The organism is Methanocaldococcus lauensis (genome assembly GCF_902827225.1).
In the GTDB taxonomy this organism is placed as follows: domain Archaea; phylum AGJL01; class Methanococci; order Methanococcales; family Methanocaldococcaceae; genus Methanocaldococcus; species Methanocaldococcus lauensis.
Map to the genome: position 1 here is coordinate 221505 of NZ_LR792632.1, position 24086 is coordinate 245590.

The following is a 24086-nucleotide window of genomic DNA, read 5'->3' on the forward strand; positions in this document are numbered from 1 at the left end:
TAATTTTCCCCAGTATTACGCAATGTAGTATTACTAACCTTTGGAGAATTTTTAAGTTATATAATTCTTTTATCTCAAATATATATCTCTTTTTTGGAATATATCTCAACTACTATTCTAATATTATTTTCTATCAAAATTTTTAAGTATTGTTAATACTATATATAATTTTTGGTTCATAGTTATTTTATATAAAATTTTTAGATTCACGATCTTTTAAAGTTCAAGTTTTTATTTTATTTCTATGAGAAAAATTCAAAAAATCTTTATTTCATAGTAATAATATATATATAATTTGAATCTTTGTTCAAGTTTAATTCTGAGAATGTTTGATTGTGATTTTACATAATTTAAAGTTAGATTCACAATATTTCTTATATTTTATTATTAGATTCACAAGTAATTTAAAATTATCTATGCTTATAGTTAATTTATATATAAAAATTAATTAAAATTTGGAAGATTCTAACTTTCGAAATATATATAAAATAGTCAAAACAAAAATTCGAAAAACATACATTTATTTTGGTGAGAGGGATATGGACCCAATAGAGTTTATACAAATGTCTGCGAGTTCAATAGCGAGTACTATGCACAAGTTAAAATTAAAATATAATCCATTTTCTGAAAAGCCCATAAGAGGAAACACTAAGTTTTTTGTAGGGAGAGTTAGTGAGTTGAAAGAAATTGGAGAGATTTTAGGATCAGCCTTACATGGAAGTGTGGCAAATGCGGCAATAGTTGGAACTAAGGGTATAGGAAAGAGTTCAATGCTTAACATTATATACTATGCAACAAAAAAGCAGGGACATTGGGTAGTAGAGATGACTGCATCTCAAGTAACTCCAAGACAGTTTTTAATACAACTATTATACAATATCTTAACTGAAAACATTATTACGATGAGTGGAACTATAAAAACTGATTATATGGAGCATTCTAATAGAATCTTAGATATGTATAGAAAATTAAACAACTACGGAGATAAGGTTCCAATACATTATCCAAGAGAAAGAATAGAAAGAGATTTAGAATATTTAATAAACGAAGTTAAAAGTCCAGATAGATTGTGTATTATATTAATTGACGAGGCAGATCAATTCGCAAAAAAGAGCTGTTTATCTTTATTACAATTTTTCCATTCATTTTTATATGAGGAGGGAATATTGACATTTATGGCAGGATCTCCAACATTGATGGATGATTTAACAAAAATATCTCCCCCAATAAAAGATAGAATTCCAAAAATAATAAACATGCCTCCATTGTCTAAAGATGAATCTTATGATTTAATTATAAGGAGATTAGAAGATGCTCATGTTGAAGGGGCTGATGAATTAGACCCATTTACTGAAGATGCTATACATAGAATAGTTGAAGAATGTGACGGAATTCCAAGAAAGATAATAATGACTTGCTCTGAGTCAATTTCTATAGCAATAAAACATGGCTTAACAAAAATTGATGAAGATGTAGTAAAAAAGGCAATACATTCTCTTGGAATTAGTGTAGGACATCAGATTTTAAATCACTTAACTCCAGCACAGTCTGAAATTGTTAAGGCCATGGCAAAACTTGGTGGGTCTGCAACAGTAACTCAACTTTCAGAGTATCTAAAAAAATCTCCAAGCACTATTGGAACCCACTTATCTGACATTTATGAGATGGGATATATTTATAAAGAACGGGATGGAAACAATGTTTATTATAGACTATCTAAAGAACTTAGGGATGTTTTAATAGGTGAAGACAATGATGAATTGGAAATGTGACATTCAAAATTTTGAGCCAGATGTTAAAATATCATTGACGAGAGTGGGAATTACAAACTTAAAAAAACTCGTTAGATTGAAAAGAAAAAATAAAAGACCTATAATTTTATTATCAACTTTTGAGGTTTTTGTTAATCTTCCAAGTTCTCAGAAAGGAATACATATGTCAAGAAATCCAGAAGTTATAGAGGGAATAATTGATGAAGCCTTAGAAATGGATAGTTATGAGATGGAAACTATTTGTGAAGAGATTGTTAAAAGATTATTTGAAAAACATGAATATGCTACAGAGGCAGAGGTTTTTATGGTTAGTGACTTTATGACAAAAGAAAAAAGTCCTATATCTGAGAAATATTCTCAAGAAATTCATAAAATTATGGGAGGAGCAAGAGGAATAAAAAAAGGAGATAAAATTGAATTAACAAAAATTGTTGGAGCAGAGGTTGTTGGAATCACAGCCTGCCCATGTGCGCAAAATTTAATAAAAGAGATATCTATTAAAAGATTGAAGGAGAAAGGTTTTTCAGATGATGATATAGAAAAAATCGTTGATTCTGTTATTTTTGCTACACATAATCAGAGAGGAATTGGAAGAATTATATTGGAGGTTCCTACAGGTTACGACATAGAAATTATGGAGATTATTGATATAATTAAAAAATCAATGAGTGCAGAAATTTGTGGGATTTTAAAGAGGGCTGATGAGGCTTATGTAGTAGAGCAGAGTCATAAAAATCCTAAATTTGTTGAAGACTGTGTTAGGGAGATGGCTAAGAGAATTGTGGAAAAGTTTAAACATCTACCTGATGAAACAAAAGTCTTAATTAGACAGATTAATATGGAAAGTATCCACAGGCATGATGCCTATGCTGAAAAAGTATCTACACTTGGAGAACTTAGAAGAGAAATAGAAAATGAGTAAAGATAAATTTTTATTAATTTAAATTTTTATTTTCATAATAAGATAAGAAATAAGGAAAACAATTTATGAATTTATGAGTGATAATTTGAAAGCCTTAGTTGTTGGAATAAACACAAGATCAGTGGTTAATTCTTTAAAAAAATTAGGATTTTTTGTATATTCTGTCTCATACTACTCACCAGAAGATTTAAATGCAGATGTAAAATATTATTTTATAGATCCTTACAATCATGGAAAATTAAGAGAAAACTATGATGAGAATAAATTAATTGAAAAGGCTGATGAATTAATTGATAATGTTGATTATGTTTTTATAACATCAGGTGTTTTTGAATCTGAAAATTCGAAAATATCAAAGTGGGATAAGGTTGTGGGAAACGAGCCAAAAAAGATAAAAGAGATATCTAACAAGTTCAAAACATACAAAAAATTAGAAAAATTAGGATACAATATTCCAATAACTAAAAAAATCAATAATAAAAATCAATTATATAAATTTTTAGAAGAATTTAACTGTTGTATATTAAAACCAATTTATGGGAGTGGTGGATATTTATTAAAACTAAATTTAAATGATTTCAAAAAAGAAATAATTAATAAAATTAAATTTCCAGTTATTGCTCAGGAATTTATTGAAGGAAAAAGTTTTAGTGCTAACTTCATAGACAATAAATTTATAACCTTTAACAAACAAATTATTATTAATGGAATGTATGCTGGAAATTTAACTCCATATTTAAAATTATCCCATAATTATATTAATATATTTAAAGATATTATAGAAGTTTTTGAATTAAAAGGTATGAATGGCATCGATTTTTTAATTAGAGATAATGAGCCATATATCGTTGATATAAATCCTCGAATTTTAGGAACTTATGAGAGTATAGAGATGAGTTCATCAAAAAATTTAGCAAGAGTTTTATTAGACAATAAATATCTTAGTGAAATTAGATTAAAAGAGAGATATATAAAGAGAATACTGTTTGCTAAAGAAAAAATTATTACTAATATATCAAAAAGAGACTTTGTTTATGATATTCCCAAAAAAAATGCAATTATCGAAAAAGGGGAACCAATAGTTACAGTAATTGCAAAAGAAAATATTAAATCAATAATAAACAGAGTTTATAAGGAGTGTGTAGAGTATGAAAAAAGAGAAGAAGATAAAAAAAATATATGAAATGCTAAATGATCCATTAATACAGGAAGTTCTATTTAACATATTTGAAGGAGATGAGAGAGGATTTGATATTATCTATATTTTATTAGAAAAGAATGAAACTACAGAGGAGGAAATAGCAAAAGAATTAGGAGTAAAACTTAATGTAGTTAGGAAGTTACTTTATAAATTGTATGATGCAAGATTAGTTGATTACAAAAGATGGAAGGATGAGGATACTAATTGGTATTCATATACTTGGCTACCCACACTTGAAAAACTTCCTTATGTTGTTAGAAAAAAAATAACTGAGTTAATAAATGACCTTGAAAAAAAATTGGAGTTTGAAAAAAACAACATATTTTTTTATTGTCCAAAGTGCAATATTAGATTTACATTTGATGAGTCTATGGATTACAACTTTGAATGCCCAAGTTGTGGAAATATGCTACAACAATTTGATAATAGAGAAATAATTAAAGATTTAGAGGAGCAAATAAAATTTTTAAAGGATGAATTAAAAAATAATCCTTATTTAAAAAATTTATAATAAAAAAAATAAAACTACGGGAGATTATGAATTTTGAAAAAGCATTGTCTATTTTAAAAAATCTATGTCCTAAGAATGTTGTAGGGCATTGTTTAGCTGTTTCTGAATATGCCTATGAGTTATCTTTAGCTATAAAAAACAATGGATATAGTGTTGATGTTGAACTGGTTAGATTAGGGGGTTTATTACATGACATTGGAAGGAGTAAAACTCATGGAATAGAGCATGGAGTTGTTGGGGCTAATATTTTAAGAATATATGGATTTGATGAAAGAATAGCATTAATAGCTGAGAGACATATAGGGGCTGGAATTACTAAAGAAGAGGCTATAAAACTTGGACTACCACCTAAAAATTATTTGCCAATAACCTTAGAAGAAAAAATTGTAGCTCACGCAGATAACTTAATATTTGGAACCAAGAGAGTAGAAATTGACGATGTTATAAAAAAATTTGAAAAAAGAGTTGGAAAAAATCACCCATCAATTATTAGAATAATTAAACTAAATGATGAAATAAATAGTTATTTAAAATAATTTATTAAGTGAATAATCCAGAAGCTACTTTAAGAATTCCATAATACACTAAAATACCAGAAGTCATAGTTATAGAGGATATTAAAAACATTCTTTCAATTTTTAGTCCAAATATTGGTATTGCAAATAGCATTCCTATTATTACAGTTCCCATCTGTATAATTTCTAAACCTCTTGAGATGTCTTCAGGAGTGACTGGTGGTAAGGGAGACATTCCACTTAACATTTTTGATGTGGCTATAAAATATGCACCTAATAATCCACATATAGCAGGAACAACACCACATAATATAATAAATCCTAAAGCTAAGCCAGTACCTGTAACACTTAATAACTGCCTTTTATAAAGTTTTAAATCTTCAAGAGTTTTTGCTAAAATTTTTAAAGGTTCTGCTAAATCTCCCCCGTATTTTCTATTCTCAATTAAAATTTTAGATAACATTTTTAAAACATCTGAACCGTATAATGTGGAGACGACTGTTATAGCTTCTTCAAAACTTATTTTCTGTTTTTCCATTAAATATAAAACTCTTTTAAAAACAGTGCTAACTTCTTTTATATTACTTTTTACGACTTCATCAAGTGCTTCGTTTATAGATCTTCCAGACTCAAGAGCTAATATCATAACATACAATGCTTTTGGAATGTTATTTTCAAGTGCCTCAATTTTATTTTCATATAAAATTGTTGGTAATGAAATAGCTGTTCCAGTATATAGAAAAGATAATATTGCTATTCCTTTTAAGGATAAATGGAAATAAACTCCAATAAAAACTGAAATACATAGAACAAATAATATAAACATTAAAAACATTTTTTCATCAATATTTCTCCCAAGTTTCCTTAAAATTATAATATTCCTTTTAATAGTTTTATAATATATAAATTCTATATATTTGTTCATAAATATCACTTTACTATTCATTTTTTTATTCAATTTTTAATTTAACAAATATTCCAAATATTAATGTTAACATTGGGCCAATTTTTGTTAATAAGAGGTCTATGGTATTTAATATTCCACTAAATCCTTGGTTTGACATCATAGCTGATATTATCATTCCACTAAATGGTAGAATTAACCCCACACCAAATGCTAAGTTTCCTAAATTTTGAATTAAAAATTTTGATGTATCTAATTTAGCTAAGGAAGTTCTAACAATATCTTCATATAGTTTTTCTAATAATAAATCTAAGTTACCTTTATTGTATCCTATTATTAGTTGGTCATATAGTTGTTTTAATATGGGTATTTCTGTTCTTAATTTAGCTCTCTCTAAAGCTTCTACTAAGCTATATCCAGAAACTGTGATATCTCTAATTATACTTCTTACTTCAAAAGACACTATTCCATATTCATTACTTTTTGAGATAACTTCAAGAACTTCTGGAAGAGAAGCTCCAGACCTTAGTAAAGATATCATATAAATTAGAGCGAATAATACTTGGATTTTTATTTCTCCTTTAAATAATATTAACCTAAGTTTTGGATAAAATATTGAAACTATAAATACAATTAATGACCCGATAATTCCACTGATTAATCCTCCAAAAATATTTCCATCCAAAATTCCCAATAAGAATAATCCTATAAACACTGCAATCATATACACAATAACCTTTTTAAAATAATCAATCTCATTATCATATCCTATATATCTTAATAAATTCTTTGAAAAAAATCTTAAATTTTTTAAAATATTTGATAAATATTCAGCTGGTTTTTTAATAAATTCTTCTTCATAAAATAAAAATTCATATTCTTTATATTTATCAGATAGAAATAATTCCTCAGGTTCAACATACACCTCATGAAATATAGGGATTTCTACACCCAAATCATGGCTTTGTTTTTTCAATTCATTAATAATAGAAGCATCTAGTGGTTTAAGCCCCCATCTATAGAGTAGAATATTAATTTTTATTCTGAGTTTTTTGAAATTTTCTTTTAAATTTGACATCTAAATCCCCAATTACTAATATTTTACTATTTTTATAATGATTTTAATAAATTTTCAGGATCTATTTGATATTTCATAATATATTCTGCAACTTCTTCTAATTGTCTAATATTATTAATATATAAGTACTCTAAAACTTTCTTTCGATTCTCTCTATCTCTCAATAATTCTTCTCTTGATATTCCAGCAATTTCACAAACTTCTTCTTCCCACATACATATCCCTACTCTTTCTAAGGAATCCTTTAAACCATTATATTCATAAAGTTTAGTTTTAGCTATTTGATGATTTTCTCCCCCTCCTTTAACAATTTCAACAATTTCTAAGATCCTTCTAACAGTTTTTCCAGCTCTTCTAATTCTCTGCTGGTGGATGATAAAATTTAATGCTGTGAGCATAATTTCGGGAACATTCATTGGAGGGCTTGTTAATCTTAAAATTGCTTCCTCAGCACTATTTGCATGTAATGTTCCAGAACATCCATCATGTCCTGTGTTCATTGCTACTAAAAGTGAGTGTGCTTCAGATCCCCTAACTTCTCCAACATATATTCTATCAGGTCTCATTCTTAAAGCATTTTTAATTAAATCATCCATAGTTATTTCATATTCTTGCATTCCAGGCCTTGCAGGTCTTGTAACCATTTTTATAACATGTTTGTGGGGAATTTGCAATTCAGGAGTATCTTCTATAGTGATAATTCTCTCGTTATACATTGAAAATAAGGATAAAACATTTAGTAATGTTGTCTTCCCTGAACCAGTACCTCCGACAATTAATGTATTAGCTGGTTTAGCTCCAAAGTAACCTTCAACTGCCTGCCATAAAAAAGCGGCAGTATCTAAATCTAAAGTTCCAAAGTTTATTAAGTCTATAACAGTTAGTGGATCTTTTAAAAATTTTCTTATTGTTAAAGTAGCTCCATTCATTGTAATATCATGTGTTGTAGCGTTGACTCTACTCCCATCTGGTAAAAATGCATCAAGCATTGGATATCTTGAATCTATAGGTCTATTAACTAAATTTGCGATACTTTCAATAATTCTATTTACTTCGTTTGTATCTAATATAATATTTGTTTCACACATTTGATGTTTTCTATGGAATACATAAACAGGAAGATTATATCCGTTAACCATAATTTCTTCTAATCTATCATCATTTATTGGTATTTCTAATAAACCTAATCTACCGGATATTAAATAAAAATATTTTGCTAAAGAATTTATATGAGGAATGTGTAAGTTATATTTCATGGAAAAATCTGAAATATAGTTTCTTATTTGGTTATATGTTGTTAAACCCAAATCACCAATCTGTATTTTTATTAGATTTATATAATCTTTTGTAAGTGAAGACAGGGCAGCATTTATTTTCTCAATTTCAGGGATTATATAATATATATACCCTTTTTCTTTTTTTATTAAAATATCTACAGTTATTTCATCTACAGTTACTGTATAATAATCTAAAACCTCTCCCTTACTATATTCATCACTTTTTAATTTTTTTTCTTTTAAATGTTTTTTTAAATTTATATCTTTTGATAGTGGTTTTTTAATATTTTCAACATTTTTTTTCTGGATTTTATCCAATAGTCCCATAATCTTCACCTAAAATAATAGATAGGATGTTAAATACTACTATTAAGAAAATTGGAATTACAATGTCACATCAATATCTAAGTGTTCAGTTAATTCTTTATATCTGTTTCTTATTGTTACTTCTGTTACTCCTGCAACTTCAGCAACTTCTCTTTGAGTTCTTCTACAACCAAGAAGAACACTTGCTATATATATTGCCGCAGCAGCAACTCCTGTAGGACCTCTACCACTTGTTAATCCTTTTTCAGCAGCTTTTTGCAATATCTGTATTGCCTTGGATTCAACTTCTCCGGGCAAACCAAGTTCAGAGGCAAATCTTGGAACATAATCGATAGGATTTGTTGGAGTTAATTTTATACCTAATTCTCTTGCTAAAAATCTATATGTTCTACCAATTTCTTTTCTATCTACTCTTGAAGCTTCAGCGATCTCATCTAATGTTCTTGGTACTCTACATCTTCTACAAGCTGCGTAAATTGCAGCTGCAACTACTCCTTCTATACTTCTACCTCTTATTAGTCCTTTCTCAACAGCTCCTCTGTAAATTATAGCTGCATTCTCTCTGACGTGTCTTGGCAGTCCAAGTTTTGATGTAATTCTATCTAATTCTGATAAAGCAAATGCCAAGTTTCTTTCGGAGGCATCACTGACTCTAATTCTTCTCTGCCATTTTCTTAATCTATAGAGCTGAGCTCTTTTATTTGCAGATAAGTCCTTTCCATAACTATCTTTATTTCTCCAATCAATAACTGTTGATAAACCTTTGTCATGTATTGTGTTGTGTAATACAAATCCACCAAATCCAGCAACGAAGTTTTCAGCATTAGGCACAGTTAAATCATAAGCATAGTTGCTACTTGGTTGAACTTTATTAATTTCTTTAATCTTTAAGAATACGAAATCAGAGTTCATGAGTTTTTCGAGTTTTCTATCGTTGTATTTTTTGGCAATTTTCAATGCAAGGTCTCTACTTATTTTATCCCTATCTCTAAATTTCCATTCTCTTCTATACTCATAAGGAGCCGGAATTAACTCAGAAATTGGAGGTTTTTTGTTTTCTTTCTGATAATTGCTTATGTATCCTAATTTTTCTATGTCTTCTGGATTTGTTATTATTAGCATATATGATTTAATTCCTCTAATAACCTCTTCTCCATAGTTTGCATTAATTCCTAACTGCAATAGTAAGAATGCTAAATCTTCAATAAGTTCTTTTGATGCAGAAACCGCTTTTAACTGAACTGTTGAATACTTCTCATTGATGTATAGATTGCCATCTCCATTGAAGTATCCTATAAGGAAGGCTTTCTTTAAGTTTGCTGGGAATTTGAATACAATTGGCGGCACTCTTTTGTTCTTTGCTCCACTTTTTATATTTAATTTTTTGAATAATTCAACCAATATTTTGCTGTTTATCTCAATTTTTACATTTAAGCCCTTATCATAAACGATTGGATTTAAGTTTAAGGATTTGAAGTAATCAACAACTTCTTTTATATACTCTTTCTCATGAGAGCCAAATGAAAATACAATTTTTCTATCATCATAATGTCCTTCAGCAATGAAATATCCTAATATCTTAGCAAATTCCTCATCTACCTTTATTTTTATATTATTTAACTTAATCTCAATTTCTTCTTCAACATTTGGCAATTCTTTTGCTAAAACCAGTATATCTCCAACTTTTAGCTCATCAACTCTTATTGGAACAACCTCATTATTTTTTATGGTGAAGACACTATGGCTTCCAGTAACTCTAACTTTTTTATTTCCTTCAACAACAATTTCAAACATCTCATTAACTGGATGTCTTGAAACCTCTGAAACAGGCATGAATTTTAGTTTATAGCTACTATCAAAGGCAATAACTTCAATTCCTTTACATTTGGCAATCTCTAAAATTTCATCTCTTCTAACATTTTCTGCATTTTCAATGATTTTGTCTATAAGTTCTCCAATTTTAACAACTTTTATCTCTCCATTTTCTCTAATTATGATAGGTTCATTATAATCTACACTGTAAGTCATTGGAGCTCCAACTCTACATCTCTTAATCTTTTGTTCATGGTCAAATGCTCTCCACTCTGGTCCAATATCAAACAACTTCTCTTTAATAACACATCCACAATTAGCACAAACGATTTCTGCTCTTTCATAATCTATAATAACTTTAGTACTTCCACAAATAGGACATACTATTTCATTATTAGTAAGATTTTCTTTATTTTCTTTGGAAGTTTCAGATTTTTTAATAATTTTTTTTTCTTCTTTTTTAGTATTTTTATTGCTGTCTACTTTTTCAGAAGTTTTTAATGTTTCCATATTCCTACACCATTGATTTTATTTTTTTCTTTTTTTAGTATTTTTATATTTGGATTTATCGTTTTTAATATATACAATCTCAGGAACTTCAATATCTTTATTAATAGGGCGTATTTTTATGTAAGGATTAGTAATTGGCCCAAAAATGTCAATAACCTTACCAATTTTTTTATTTTTGTAAGTAACAACTGAATTAATTTTTACATTTCTAATGCCTCTTCCTATCAAAAAACCTTTAGGAGTTTTGTGAAGTATTTTTATTTTCAAATTACTCCCTCTATATATTTTGATATTTCTTTATTACAAACATTATATATATAGCTTATATATAGCTTTCGAAAACTTTATATATTAGTATCTTGGAGGGTTATATATACTTAACTGATATATATTTAAATATAAAAATGCAAAGATGAATATAATGGTGTAAAATATGAAAATCTTAGATCTGACTCAGCCATTAATTAACTTTCCATATCCTGGAGATCCCGAATTAAAAATCACTGAAAAAAAGATGGATGGGTTTATAATATCAGAGATAGTTATGGGTTCTCATCTCTCTACTCATGTGGATTATCCAAAACATATTGGCTTAGAAAATATAATTTTTTCTAAAGATTTGATAATTGAGGGAATAGGATATTGCATATCTTTGAATGATTTTGAGATAAATAAGTTACCTGTTTGTGATATATTACTAATTTATACAGGATTTTCTAAATATTGGGGAAAAGAAGAGTATTTTGAAAAAATTCCAGATATTTATTTTTTAGATGATATTATTAAAAGCAATATAAAATGTGTTGGTATAGATGCATGCACAATTGGTGGATTTGAGGAGCATAAAAAGCTATTATCTAAGAATATATTAATTATTGAAAATTTAAATGAAAATTTAAAATTTTTGATTAATAAGGGGTTTTATTTTTTAGGGTTGCCGTTAAAGATATATGATATTGATGCTTCGCCTATAAGATGTATTGCTATTAAGCCATAAATTATTACAATTTGGTATTAATAATTTTATTAACATGTAATATTATTTTTAATTACTATGAATATTATTTTTGAAAAAAAATAGTTAATTTTATATATTGCCTCATTATCATTAATTATTAACAGATACTCCCTAATAAAAACCCTGATAAAACTTAATAGGTGATAGAATGAAGATAGCAATACTTGGAGCAGGATGTTACAGAACTCACGCAGCAGCAGGAATTACAAACTTTATGAGAGCATGTCAAGTTGCTAAGGAAGTAGGTAAACCAGAGATTGCATTAACCCACTCATCAATAACCTATGGAGCAGAGTTATTACACTTAATTCCAGAAGTTGATGAAGTTATTGTTTCAGATCCATGCTTTGCAGAAGAGCCAGGATTAGTTGTTATTGACGAATTTGATCCTAAAGAAGTTATGGAAGCACACTTAAGTGGTAATCCAGAAAGTATAATGCCAAAAATTAGAGAAGTAGTTAAAGCAAAAGCAAAAGAATTGCCAAAACCACCAAAGGCATGTATCCATTTAGTCCATCCAGAAGATGTAGGTTTAAAAGTAACAGCAGATGATAGAGAGGCTGTAGCTGATGCAGACATAGTTATAACATGGTTACCAAAAGGAAATAAACAACCAGAAATTATTAAGAAATTTGCTGATGCTATTCCAGAAGGAGCTATTGTAACTCACGCATGTACAATTCCTACAACAAAATTCGCTAAAATATTCAAAGACTTAGGAAGAGATGACTTAAACATAACTTCATACCACCCAGGATGTGTCCCAGAAATGAAAGGTCAAGTTTATATCGCTGAAGGTTATGCAAGTGAAGAGGCAATTAATAAATTATACGAAATAGGTAAAAAAGCAAGAGGACAGGCATTTAAGATGCCTGCAAACTTAATAGGTCCAGTATGTGACATGTGTTCAGCAGTTACAGCAACAGTCTATGCTGGTTTATTGGCTTACAGAGAAGCAGTAACAAAGATTTTAGGAGCTCCAGCAGACTTCGCTCAAATGATGGCAGACGAGGCTTTAACTCAAATACACAACTTAATGAAAGAAAAAGGAATTGCAAACATGGAAGAAGCTTTAGACCCAGCTGCATTATTAGGAACAGCTGACAGTATGTGCTTTGGTCCATTAGCAGATATTTTACCAACTGCATTGAAAGTATTAGAGAAATACAAAAAAGAGTAAATAAAATAATTATTGTTAATTTTTTACATTAATAAATTTATTTTTTTATTTTGTGTGAAATATTTATTAATTTAAAGATTTTAAGTTATATTTTAAATTATGCACATTATTTTTCTGAAAATGGTGGTTTAATGGTATTTGAAAAGATATATGAGAATTTTAAAGAATTAAAAGAGGGGAATAAAAAAATAATTAAAGAGGGCTTAATTGATAAAGATGAAGCATTGAAATTATTTAAAATAGATAAATGGAGGGATTATTTAAAATTATTTGACATTGCCTCACGAGTTAGAGATTATTTTAAAAAAGAGATTGAGATTACATCAACAATTCACATAACTAACATTTGTAAAGTTAATCCAAAATGTCTATACTGTGGATTTGCCGCTGGGACATCAAAAGAGGGATACTATAAACCATTTAGGTTGAGTGATGAAGAAATTAAAAAATCGGCAATAGCTATTGAGGAAAGTGGAATTTATAGAGTTAGTTGTTCTTCTGCACATGGTTATGAAGGGAAAGAAGTTTTAAGAGCTTTAAAGATAGTTAAAGAAAATACCAACTTGGAAGTTTTGATAAATGCAGGGGCAGATTTAACTGAAAAATCTATAAAGGATCTTAAAAAATATGGCATTGATACAATATGTTGTAATTTAGAAACTATAAATGAAAATCTCTTTAAAAAAGTAAAACCAGGAGAGGAATTGGAGGATAGAATAAGAGTTTGTAAATTGGTTAATAAATATAATATAGAGTTATCGTCTGGTTTATTAATAGGGATTGGAGAGAGTTATGAGGACAGAGTAGAGCATTTATTTTATTTAAAAAATGAGTTAAATGTTGGAGAAATTCCAATAATGGGCTTCAATCCTTACAAAGGAACTCCAATGGAGAATCATCCAAGATGTTCTGCATTAGAACAGGCAAAAACTATAGCAATAACAAGATTGTTATTTCCAAATATAAGAATAACTTCACCAACACCAACAATTGGGGCTGAATTAGTTCAATTTGCTTTATTGGGAGGAGCGAGTAATGTGGCAACAGTAATTCCAAGAAATCATCCTATAAACATTAAAGGTGTTGGAAATCCAAAAACTGGGAATTTAGAGGAGGTTGTTAAGTTAATAAAAGAATTAGGGGTAAAACCAAAATTGGATTGGAAGAAATATGAGGAATATTTAGAGAAATATGGAAATAAATGATAGTGGAAATATGAAAATTGGAATTACTAAAATGTATGAAGAAATATCTGAATTGATCGGCTTAAAAGATTATAAAATTGTTAATCCTTACAATGAGAAAGTAGATTGCGACTTATTAATTATATCTAAGGGATACAAAGATAAAGTTAAGAGATTAAATCCTAATTCAGAAATTTTTGAAGTTAAGTCAGCCACTTTTAGAGATTTAATTGAAACCCTTGAGGATATAAAAAAATTAAAAATTGGTGATGAGAATAAGATAAATTACTCAATTAAACTTCTAAAATACAAAGAAAAGAAAATAAAAGAATTGGCAAAGAATTTATTAAAAGATTTAAATGTGGAGGTTAATCCAATAACAGAGTTCGTTAAAAAAATTGTAGAAGATTTAAATTTGAAAATATCTGAAAATGGAGTTTTAATAGTCCCAGACTACTTTTTAAAAAATCAAAATTATAAGAATAATAAAAATAATGCAAAAGTCATAATTTTAAAAACTCATAATTATAACTTGAGATTAATAGAAAGAATTGAAGATAGATATTTGCAAATTATACAAAAGTTGAGGGATTTTCATGAGAGAACTTATCAAAGACGCAGTAAATGATTTAAATTCAGCATTAGAGTTAAGAAAATTAGTTATAAAAAAATTAATGGAGAAAAAATTAAAAGAAAGTGACATAATTGAGATTGTTGATGCAGTTGATGATTTATCTTTAAATGAGATTCAAAAATTGGGAAGTAACTTAAGAAAATTTCCTATGGGATGTGATTTGATTGAGGTAGCTGTAGGGGCATGTGCTTCATCTCTAACATTAACTCAATTCATAGAGAACTGTATCTTAACTGACTATATGGGATTACCTCTACATGTTTGTGCTTATGCGTTGGCTGATATTGGTGAGAAAGAGGGGATTACACCATTAGAGGTTTTAAAAAAGGTTTATGAAACTGTTGATGTTCCATTAGATTTGGATCACTTTGGTAAATATGGACCTATGAGATTTCCAAGGGAGATAACTCACTGTATGGGGGAGTGTTACTACAATGGCCCACCATATAAAGGATGTCCAAGAGGAAGGATACACAAGAGGTTAATTGATAAAGAAAAACTATATGCTCATGAATTTGAAGATTGGATAAAGTTAGTTTCAACTGTATGTATAAATGTAGTTGAAGAGCAAGGAGGAGAAGAGCATGCAGCCCCATTAGAGGAGATGGCTATCGTTGCAGAGGCGGCAAAAAAATATGGAAAAGGGTTGGAGGGAATTTTTCATGTTGGAGATGGGTATGATGATTTAATATCCGGATTAAAAGCATGCATTGACTTAGATGTAGATGTTTTAGTTATAGAAGGGGCTCCATTTAATAGGGCTAAGGATAGATTAAAGGCATTTGCTAAGGCGATAGCAGTTTCGAGGATTTTAGTTAAGGGAGGAGTTGTTGCCACTAATGGGGCTTATGAGGACGAATGTAGAATTGGTTTAAGAAGTGGGCTTAATGTAATTATAAGTGGATTTAGTGGAAACCACCACGGTTATATGTGCGGCTATTCTCCTAAAACAGCGAAGAGGGGTAATTTTGGTTTGCCGAGAGTTATGAGAATAATTAAAGAAGAATTAAAAAATATAAATGATGTGAATTTAATAAATAAAAATGACTTAATTGCCATAGCAAGGAGTAGCAAGTTTTTAGGCAATGTTATATATCCAGAAATGTTTGGGGGTATGTTTATTGGAGATGCTCATTGGGTTGCAGTTAAAAACAGCAAACTGCATGATAAAGTTAAAATAAGAAAAAATTTGGAAGATGTTGAAAAAGAGTATAATGGAGAAAAGTTGGGATTATTGGGTGGAAGATACATAGCATGGGGTATTGTAAAAAGAACGATGCCAGAGGAAGTTTATGTTAGCGATGCAAATAAGTGGGTTGAGGAGGCAACAGTTAAAATATTAAATGAATTTGGAATAAATGCCTATAAATGCAATGGTAATGATAATGAAGTTGTTAAAAATGCAGACAAAACATATATATGTTCTATGATTCCTGAGATAATTTTGAAGATAAAGAATAAAGTTAATGCAGAGAGCTTTATTTAAATCTTTATTATTTAGAAAAATCTTAGATTATTTTTATGCCATTTAACACAGCCTTTCTGTGAATCTCCAAAGCCATCTGTTTTTTACACTCTTTTTTGAATAATTTTATTTTTCCAGCAACGCAAGGGTATCTTTGTATAAACATTGCAGATTTCCTGCTTAGCTCTTCTATATCTCTTGCATCAAGTCCTTTCATCAACTTAGCCATAAATAAAGTTGAGCCACATATAGATGTTCTAATAACTTTAACTTCTTCAACTTTATTATTTTTTATATATACTTCAACCTTTGGAGAGCCAAATTCTTCTAAGAACTCTTTTAATTTTGGATATTTGTTTATTAAATCTCCAACCATGTTTTCATCTAACAGGCACATCTCTTCTGGACATATAGCGTCAAATTTACATAATTCTTTTTTCTGCCCCTCACCACTACAGGTAGCAACAATTATAGCAATGTTTGGATTCTTTTCTCTTGCATTTCTACAAACTTCATAAGTATTGTCAGGATGTTGAGTATAAACAAGTAAAATATCTGCTTCTTTGAATTTTTCTATTAACTCTTCAGGAAGTTCTATTTCATCTACTATTATATCTTGTGGTTTTTCTATTTTATATATTCCTATAAACTTATTTTTCTTCCCAAATGAATTTACAGTTCCTTGGATTCTATATCCATACACTCCGTCAGTTACTACCAATATTTTTGCCATATTATTACCATAATAAGTTTTTTTAATACTAAATTCAAAATATATAATTGTATTTAAAGGTATTTAAACCTTTTGATATATTGATTAATTTTAATATATTTTAAATAAATTTAAATACATAAATTTATGTAAAATTTGAATTGAACTTTTTAGAATAATTTTGAATATGAGCCTTTTTGTAAAAGAATATACAGTCTTATATATGTGCTTTAATCATACTTAAAAATTCATCAACTTTTTTAAAATCTTTTTTTCCCCCATATTTTTCTAATGAAGAAGATACATCTATGGCATAGGGTTTAACTGTTTTTATAGCATCTAATACATTGTCTTTGTTTAAACCTCCTGCTAAGATTAATGGTTTTTTTAAGGAGTCCCTCAACTTCTTAGACACTGCCCAGTTGTGAGTTTTTCCCTCAAATTTTACATTTTCTATTTTTGTATCTACTAAAATTGCATCTACATATTTTTCATAATCTTTAGCAATGCTTAATAAATATTTAAATTCAATTTCTTCGTCTTTTGGGATATGAATGACTTTAATTATATATGAATCTAATATACTATTATTTTTTAAATTTCTAAGCTCTTTAACAAATTCTAAACTTTCAAAACCGTGTAGTTGTATAGCATCTGGTTTTAAAGCATCATATACTTCTAATACTTCTTTTATATCATTTGGCATTAATACAGAAACTAAAGATGTAAATGGAGCCATATATTTCTTTAATTCTATAGCTTTATCTAAGGATATTTTTCTTGGAGTTTTTACAGGAACATCTATTATAACTCCAACTGCATGAACTTTTTTTGATATATACTCCATATCTTCTTTGTTTGTAATTCCACAAATTTTTACTTTCACCAAAAGGATTCACCATAAATAAATTTTAAAAATTATTTATTATCATTTGAAACTAACTATTTTTTTTATATTCTTACACTTTTTGTAGTTTATTTGGCTATTATTTTTAATTTTAGGAATATTTTCATTAGTAACTTCATTAATTATTTTTAGTAAATAATCTACGAGTTCCCTTAAGGTAGAAATAATTTCAGGAGTAATATGTATAATATCTTCGTCAGATATCAATCCGATAATTTTTCCTTCTTCATCAACTATATACAATTCATTAGTTTTATGCTTACTCATAATTTTTAATGCTTCGTCAATAGTAGTATTTGAAGAGATGGTTATTAATTTATCTGATGATATGTCTTCAACTTTTATTTTGCCAGGATGTAGTTTTTTAATTAATACTTTATTTATTATGTCTCTATCTGTAGCAACTTCAATTTTTTCATAGTTTAATTTATGAGTTAATACAAGAACAGAATGAATATTTTCCTTAACCATGAGTTTAGCAACATCATAAACTGATATATTTCCACCAACAACTATAGGTTTTTTCATTAAAACTAAAACTGGAATATCTCCAATCATTTTAATTCCCCTTTGTTTATAGTGCATAATTTAATATATATCTATTAATTTAATTATTAATAATTTACTAAATATATAAACATATATATAAACATACAGAATTTATAATTTAAATATAAACATAAAATAATATACAGAAATTATTATGGAGATATTAAAATTATTTAATTTTTAATTAATGAAAGTTAAATATATATAATATTAATGTCAAAAACTAAAAAATATAGATTTCGATAGAAAACTGATTATTATAATTATTGTGTAATTTAAATTTAAAAATAGTTAATTTAAATTTAATTCAAGGATGATAATTATGAAACTTGTAAAAGATGCTTTATCAAGAAATGATACTACAAGATATTTGAAGGATGAATTTGGAGAGGCAAGAATTGTAGTAGTTGGATGTGGTGGTGCAGGAAACAATACAATTAATAGATTAATGGAAATTGGAATTCAAGGAGCAGAAACAATAGCGATTAACACTGATAAACAACATTTAGAAGTAATACAGGCAGATAAAAAAATTTTAATAGGTTCTACATTAACAAGAGGTTTAGGTGCAGGAGGTTATCCTGAAATTGGTAGAAAAGCAGCTGAAATGGCTAAAAATATATTAGAAGAGCAGTTAAAAGGGGCTGATTTAGTATTTGTCACTGCAGGAATGGGTGGAGGAACAGGGACGGGATCAGCTCCAGTTGTTGCTGAAATAGCCAAAGAAAATGGAGCAATAGTTGTAGGTGTTGTCACCTATCCATTTAAAATTGAACGAGCAAGAATGAAAAAGGCCGATGAGGGTATTGCAAGAATGTCTGAAGTTTGCGATACTGTAATTATAATTGACAATAATAAACTCTTAGATTTAGTCCCAAATTTACCAATAAATGATGCGTTTAAAGTGGCTGATGAAATTATTGCACAGGCAGTTAAAGGAATAACAGAAACTATAGCAGTTCCAAGTTTAATAAATATTGACTTTGCAGATGTCAAGGCAGTTATGGGTGGTGGAGGAGTAGCGATGATAGGTGTTGGAGAAGTGGATGGCAATGATAGAGGAGATAGGGTTCAAAATGTAGTAAGAGAAACATTAAGTTGTCCCTTATTAGATGTTGATTATAGAGGAGCTAAAGGAGCTTTAATCCACATAACAGGAGGGCCAGATTTAACATTAAAAGAGGCTAATGACATTGGTGAAGGAATAACTAAGGAACTTGATCCAGATGCAAATGTTATATGGGGTGCAAGAATAGATCCAGAGATGGAAGGTTGTATAAGAGTTATGGCTATAATTACAGGAGTAAAATCTCCAAATATCATAGGCAAAGATACAAAACCAAAGAGATTAATACCTAAAACAAATAATAATAAAAATACTAAAAAAGAATATAAAAAATGCAACATAGACTTTATAGTATAATAATTTACAGACTATTATTTAATTTTTTGGCTATTAGATACTACTTTTTTATAAAAATTTTTATTTACAGATTTTGTTTATAATTTTTGTATTTTTTAGGTTATAACGTTGTTTCGATAATTTTTTAAGATTTTAAGATAGGGATTTATATGAAGGCTTGTGAGAGATTGTTATTAAAGATAGAATCTCCTGAAAAATTTGTAGAAGAGTTTAAAAGGATTTTACTTGAGATGGGTCTAACTTTGAAGGAGTTTTCTGAAATTTCTGGAATACCATACAGCACATTATATAAAATAATTCAAGGAAAAGATTTTAGAGTTTCAACCCTTGTAAAAATTTTAAAAACTATAAGATCCTTTGAGAAAGAGGAAGATACTAATACTATAGCGATTATTGCAGCGAGACCTGCATTGAATAGAATTACTACAAGAAAAATTGAAATTAATGGAAAAAGTTATTTACTAAAAGAGTATCCTGCAGGTTCTTTAGAAGAGTGTATTGTTGCCGCAGTTAGGGCAGAGAGAGAGGGAGTTAAAGGAATAGTATGTGCTCCTATCGTTAGTGCTACAATTGAAAAAATTGTTAATATCCCTGTTGCAGTTATAATCCCAGAAAAAGATGCATTTATGAATGCATTGGAAATTATTGTAAAAAAAATAAATGAATAAATATTTTTAATTGTTTTTATATTTATTTTTTTATATACTGAATTATTTTTTCTAAAAGTTTATCAGATATATTAACATCTGAAAGTTTAGATAAACCTCTCCAAGATGGTGTAGAATTAACCTCTAATACTTTTAAACCTTCATCTGACTCTATTAAATCAACTCCTGCATAAAATAAACCTATAGCATCTTTTGCTTTTAATGCTAAATCTTCAATTTCTTTAGTTATTTTACATTTTTCTATCTTAGCCCCCTGCGAAACATTATTTTTCCAATTTTCTCCACCAATTCTATACATAGCACTTACAACTTCATCATCTATAACAAAAACTCTTATATCTCTATAATATTTCCCAACGGGCTCTATAAATTCCTGAATATAGAATGTTTTGTATTTTTTCTGAAATTCATTTAACATCTGTAGTTTAGTTATTATAGGCATATCTTTTTTGATTCTAATAATTCCCTCTCCCCCACATCCAAATATTGGCTTTATAACGACATCTTCAAAAGTGTCTATCCAATGTAATGCCTCATTTATATTCTCTGTAACAACAGTTTTTGGCTGAGGAAGATTATTTAACTCTAAATACATTGATGTTAAAAACTTGTTTGAGGCAATATCTATACTATTAGGAGGATTAATAACAGGAACATATTTATTTAAATATTTTAAAACATCAAATCTAAAAAAACTGTCCCAACCAAGATTTCTAACAAAGAAAACATCAAAAGTATTTAACAATGTTCTATAATACTTTATATTAAAATTTAGGTTAAACCCTGCCACTATATTTTTGGGATTTATAACTCTATAATCTACTCCAAACTTATTACAAGATTTTATTAAATCATTAATAATGTCATCTCTATCTAAACTAATAATACCAAGTTTCACATATATCCCTCCTTAAAAATTAAATAAAAAATACAATAAACATAACAACTATTAAGTTTAAGTATTAGTTATAATTAAACTTTTTATTAATCTTAGAAAATGAATAATATGATTCAATTATGGTTATGGTGAATGAGATGAAGAAAAAAACATTGTCACTTTGTCCTGTATGTTTAAAAAGAATTCCAGCAATAATTACTGAAGAAGATGGAAAAATTATTATAAAGAAAACCTGTCCAGAGCATGGAGAATTTAAAGATGTGTATTGGGGAAATGCAGAACTATATAAAAAATTTGATAGATATGAATTTATAAACAAAGTTGTAGTGACCAATACAGAAATAAAAAATGGCTGTCCATTTGATTGTGGATTATGTCCAAATCACAAATCAACGACTATATTGGCTAATATAGATGTAACTAATAGATGTAATCTAAACTGTCCAATATGTTTTGCCAACGCCAATAAATCAGGAAAGGTTTATGAGCCATCATTTGAAGATATAAAGAGAATGATGATAAATTTAAGAAATGAAATTCCTCCAACACCGGCAATTCAATTTGCAGGGGGAGAGCCAACGGTTAGGCATGATTTACCAGAGTTAATAAAAACAGCAAGAGAATTAGGATTCTTACATATTCAATTGGCAACGAATGGAATAAAATTAAAAAATATAAATTACCTTAAAAAATTAAAAGAATCTGGTTTATCCACCATTTATTTACAGTTTGATGGAATCTCTGAAAAACCTTACTTAGTTGCAAGAGGTAGAAACTTACTACCTTTAAAACAAAAAGTTATTGAAAATTGTAGAAAAGTAGGTTTTGATAGTGTTGTTTTGGTTCCTACATTAGTTAGAGGAGTTAATGATAATGAGGTTGGAGGAATTATAAAATATGCTGCTAAAAATGTTGATATAGTTAGAGGAGTTAATTTCCAACCAGTTTCATTTACTGGAAGAGTTGATGAAAAGACGAGGTTAGAGGGAAGAATTACAATTCCTGACTTTATAAAGTTAGTTGAAGAACAAACTGATGGAGAAATTTGTGTAGATGATTTCTATCCTGTTCCATCTGTTGCTCCAATTTCTGTATTAGTTGAAAAACTAACCAACGATAAAAAGCCAGTATTAAGTTCTCATCAACACTGTGGAACATCAACCTATGTTTTTGTTGATGAAGATGGAAAATTAATTCCATTACCAAGATTTATAGATGTTGAAGGATTCTTAGAATTAGTTAAGGAAAAGATTGATGAAATTACTGATTCAAAAATACATAACGCCAAAGTTTTAGGAGAAATTGCTTTAAAATTACCATCTTTAATTGATTTGAGTAAGGCACCAAAGTCAATAAATATCAAAACAATAATTGAGTTAATTATAGGAGTTTTAAAAAGTGATTATAACGCATTGGCTAAGTTACATTATCATATGCTAATGATAAGCTGTATGCACTTTATGGATCCATATAACTTCGATGTAAGGAGAGTTAGTAGATGTTGTATCCATTACGCAACTCCAGACAATAGAATAATTCCATTCTGTTCCTATAATACAATATATAGACCACAAGTAGAGGAGAAATTTTCAATTCCTTTAGAAGAATGGAAGAAAATGCATAAAATGGGAAATGATGAAGATGATAGAGAAGATTATTAAAGAAAGTAAAGAAGGAATCTTAATTGACATAGATGTTCAAGCAGGATCTAAAAAAAATGAGATTACTGGAATAAATGAATGGAGAAAAAGGTTAAATGTAAAAATAAAAGCCCCACCAATAGAAGGGAAGGCAAATAAGGAGATAATCAAATTCTTTAAAGATATCTTTAAAAAAGATGTTGAAATTGTCTCTGGCAAGTTAAATCCTCAAAAAACTATATTAATTAGAGATATTAAAAAAGATGAAGTTATTAAAAAATTAGAAGAGTTGTTATAATTTTTAATTTTATTTTTATAAATTTTTATAACCTGGTAATATTTTTTGAAGATTCCTATAAACATTTTCATTTACGACTTCATATAAACTGTTTTCATAGGTATCCATTGCAACAATTAACGGACCAAAGTTATTAACTTCCAACTCCCAAACAGCCTCAGGCATTCCTAACTCTTCTAAGAAATATACATTATTAACTTTTTTTACTGAATTAGCCAACAGAGCGGCACATCCTCCCGGAGCGGCTAAATATACTGTTCCAAATTTTTTAAAATCTCTTAATAACTCTTTTTTCATTCCTCCCTTCCCTATAATAGCAGAGATATTGGTTAATCTTATAAATTCTCCCTCTAAGTTATTCATTCTTGCAGATGTAGTAGGCCCTATAGAGATACACTTCCAAGAATCATTTATTTTTTTCATTATTGGACCAGCGTGATATATTATTGCCTCATTTAAATCAAAAGGAAGTTTTTCATTATTTTTTATCATTTTAATAATTTTTAGATGTGCCTCATCTCTTGCAGTATATATTTTTCCATTTAAATATACTATATCTCCTACTTTTAACTTTTTAACATCCTTTTTTGATAACCCATTAAACACATATTCCAATAGATTCACCTCACATAATTGTTTTTAATCTTATAATTTTTACCATAATTTATTTATAATTAATTT

23 protein-coding genes and 2 pseudogenes are annotated in these 24086 nt (G+C 28.3%); 14 read left to right on the forward strand and 11 right to left on the reverse strand.

From position 1 onward, the window contains the following. The first annotated feature begins 539 nt into the window (after positions 1-539). The 5 genes from KMP69_RS01315 (at position 540) to KMP69_RS01335 (ending at position 4942) form a co-directional block, all read left to right on the forward strand. Positions 540-1772 carry an ArsR family transcriptional regulator gene (locus KMP69_RS01315; protein ID WP_214400176.1) on the forward strand — a complete coding sequence of 411 codons (1233 nt, stop codon included), beginning with the start codon at positions 540-542 and terminating at the stop codon, positions 1770-1772. After that, on the forward strand, positions 1756-2694 hold the full coding sequence (gene mptA, locus KMP69_RS01320; RefSeq protein WP_214400715.1) for a GTP cyclohydrolase MptA: 939 nt from the start codon (positions 1756-1758) through the stop codon (positions 2692-2694). Before KMP69_RS01315 ends, mptA begins: the two co-directional genes overlap by 17 nt. 85 nt (positions 2695-2779) lie before the next feature. Then, positions 2780-3877, forward strand: a complete 1098-nt coding sequence (locus KMP69_RS01325) for an ATP-grasp domain-containing protein (RefSeq protein WP_250543609.1) — start codon at positions 2780-2782, stop codon at positions 3875-3877. After that, positions 3843-4406 carry a transcription factor E gene (gene tfe, locus KMP69_RS01330; protein ID WP_214400178.1) on the forward strand — a complete coding sequence of 188 codons (564 nt, stop codon included), beginning with the start codon at positions 3843-3845 and terminating at the stop codon, positions 4404-4406. Before KMP69_RS01325 ends, tfe begins: the two co-directional genes overlap by 35 nt. A 26-nt stretch (positions 4407-4432) precedes the next feature. Continuing rightward, entirely contained in the window at positions 4433-4942 is a 510-nt protein-coding gene (locus tag KMP69_RS01335) for a TIGR00295 family protein (protein WP_214400179.1), read from the forward strand. Between the two features lie 4 nt (positions 4943-4946). Here KMP69_RS01335 and KMP69_RS01340 read toward each other — a convergent pair whose 3' ends face one another. The 6 genes and pseudogenes from KMP69_RS01340 to KMP69_RS01360 form a co-directional block, all read right to left on the reverse strand. Next, complete coding sequence (locus KMP69_RS01340; protein WP_214400180.1) at positions 4947-5846, reverse strand: type II secretion system F family protein; 900 nt, start codon at positions 5844-5846, stop codon at positions 4947-4949. 25 nt (positions 5847-5871) lie between these two features. Continuing rightward, the gene (locus KMP69_RS01345; RefSeq protein ID WP_214400181.1) at positions 5872-6903 is read right to left on the reverse strand and encodes a type II secretion system F family protein; all 1032 of its coding nucleotides are present in this window, start codon (positions 6901-6903) and stop codon (positions 5872-5874) included. A 32-nt stretch (positions 6904-6935) separates the two neighbouring features. Next, positions 6936-8507, reverse strand: coding sequence for a type II/IV secretion system ATPase subunit (locus KMP69_RS01350; protein WP_214400182.1), 1572 nt, complete (start codon positions 8505-8507; stop codon positions 6936-6938). 57 nt (positions 8508-8564) lie between these two features. Continuing rightward, a pseudogene (locus KMP69_RS08070) lies at positions 8565-9284 on the reverse strand (transcription initiation factor IIB); the annotation flags it as partial. A 30-nt stretch (positions 9285-9314) separates the two neighbouring features. Further along, a pseudogene (locus tag KMP69_RS08075) lies at positions 9315-10829 on the reverse strand (LAGLIDADG family homing endonuclease); the annotation flags it as partial. An 18-nt stretch (positions 10830-10847) separates the two neighbouring features. Then, positions 10848-11096: a Gar1/Naf1 family protein gene (locus KMP69_RS01360; protein WP_214400184.1), complete on the reverse strand. Its 249-nt coding sequence runs from the start codon at positions 11094-11096 to the stop codon at positions 10848-10850. Between the two features lie 166 nt (positions 11097-11262). On the opposite strand from KMP69_RS01360, the gene KMP69_RS01365 reads away from it, so the two are divergent. The 5 genes from KMP69_RS01365 to hmdC all read left to right on the forward strand — a co-directional run bounded on the left by KMP69_RS01365 (position 11263) and on the right by hmdC (position 16331). Then, positions 11263-11826, forward strand: a complete 564-nt coding sequence (locus tag KMP69_RS01365) for a cyclase family protein (RefSeq protein ID WP_214400185.1) — start codon at positions 11263-11265, stop codon at positions 11824-11826. Between the two features lie 169 nt (positions 11827-11995). Beyond that, entirely contained in the window at positions 11996-13027 is a 1032-nt protein-coding gene (gene hmd / locus KMP69_RS01370; protein ID WP_214400186.1) for a 5,10-methenyltetrahydromethanopterin hydrogenase, read from the forward strand. A gap of 131 nt (positions 13028-13158) precedes the next feature. Continuing rightward, the gene (gene hmdB, locus KMP69_RS01375) at positions 13159-14232 is read left to right on the forward strand and encodes a 5,10-methenyltetrahydromethanopterin hydrogenase cofactor biosynthesis protein HmdB (RefSeq protein WP_214400187.1); all 1074 of its coding nucleotides are present in this window, start codon (positions 13159-13161) and stop codon (positions 14230-14232) included. Between the two features lie 10 nt (positions 14233-14242). Next, positions 14243-14839, forward strand: a complete 597-nt coding sequence (locus KMP69_RS01380) for a hypothetical protein (protein WP_214400188.1) — start codon at positions 14243-14245, stop codon at positions 14837-14839. Beyond that, the gene (gene hmdC / locus KMP69_RS01385; protein WP_214400189.1) at positions 14808-16331 is read left to right on the forward strand and encodes a 5,10-methenyltetrahydromethanopterin hydrogenase cofactor biosynthesis protein HmdC; all 1524 of its coding nucleotides are present in this window, start codon (positions 14808-14810) and stop codon (positions 16329-16331) included. The genes KMP69_RS01380 and hmdC overlap by 32 nt, the downstream gene beginning before the upstream one ends. Before the next feature lie 22 nt (positions 16332-16353). Here the strand turns inward: hmdC and KMP69_RS01390 are convergent, their stop codons facing one another. The 3 genes from KMP69_RS01390 to KMP69_RS01400 form a co-directional block, all read right to left on the reverse strand. Further along, on the reverse strand, positions 16354-17043 hold the full coding sequence (locus tag KMP69_RS01390; RefSeq protein WP_214400190.1) for a DUF166 domain-containing protein: 690 nt from the start codon (positions 17041-17043) through the stop codon (positions 16354-16356). Positions 17044-17239: 196 nt separating this feature from the next. Beyond that, entirely contained in the window at positions 17240-17911 is a 672-nt protein-coding gene (locus KMP69_RS01395; protein WP_214400191.1) for a phosphoribosylanthranilate isomerase, read from the reverse strand. A 39-nt stretch (positions 17912-17950) separates the two neighbouring features. Beyond that, positions 17951-18487, reverse strand: coding sequence for a CBS domain-containing protein (locus KMP69_RS01400; protein ID WP_214400192.1), 537 nt, complete (start codon positions 18485-18487; stop codon positions 17951-17953). A gap of 313 nt (positions 18488-18800) precedes the next feature. Between KMP69_RS01400 and ftsZ the strand changes: the two genes are divergently transcribed. Beyond that, the gene (ftsZ, locus tag KMP69_RS01405) at positions 18801-19901 is read left to right on the forward strand and encodes a cell division protein FtsZ (RefSeq protein ID WP_214400193.1); all 1101 of its coding nucleotides are present in this window, start codon (positions 18801-18803) and stop codon (positions 19899-19901) included. Positions 19902-20050: 149 nt separating this feature from the next. Continuing rightward, entirely contained in the window at positions 20051-20569 is a 519-nt protein-coding gene (locus KMP69_RS01410) for a helix-turn-helix domain-containing protein (RefSeq protein ID WP_214400194.1), read from the forward strand. Between the two features lie 22 nt (positions 20570-20591). Here KMP69_RS01410 and mptN read toward each other — a convergent pair whose 3' ends face one another. Further along, a complete protein-coding gene (mptN, locus tag KMP69_RS01415) occupies positions 20592-21467 on the reverse strand; it encodes a tetrahydromethanopterin:alpha-L-glutamate ligase (protein WP_214400195.1) in 876 nt (291 codons plus the stop codon). Between the two features lie 137 nt (positions 21468-21604). On the opposite strand from mptN, the gene tes reads away from it, so the two are divergent. Together tes and KMP69_RS01425 are read left to right on the forward strand one after the other, a co-directional pair. Continuing rightward, positions 21605-23128, forward strand: coding sequence for a tetraether lipid synthase Tes (gene tes, locus KMP69_RS01420; protein ID WP_214400196.1), 1524 nt, complete (start codon positions 21605-21607; stop codon positions 23126-23128). Next, positions 23109-23405 (forward strand): DUF167 family protein, encoded by a 297-nt coding sequence (locus KMP69_RS01425; RefSeq protein WP_214400716.1) that lies wholly within the window; start codon positions 23109-23111, stop codon positions 23403-23405. Before tes ends, KMP69_RS01425 begins: the two co-directional genes overlap by 20 nt. Positions 23406-23420: 15 nt before the next feature. Here KMP69_RS01425 and KMP69_RS01430 read toward each other — a convergent pair whose 3' ends face one another. Next, positions 23421-24020 carry a FumA C-terminus/TtdB family hydratase beta subunit gene (locus tag KMP69_RS01430; protein WP_214400197.1) on the reverse strand — a complete coding sequence of 200 codons (600 nt, stop codon included), beginning with the start codon at positions 24018-24020 and terminating at the stop codon, positions 23421-23423. Positions 24021-24086 lie beyond the last annotated feature (66 nt).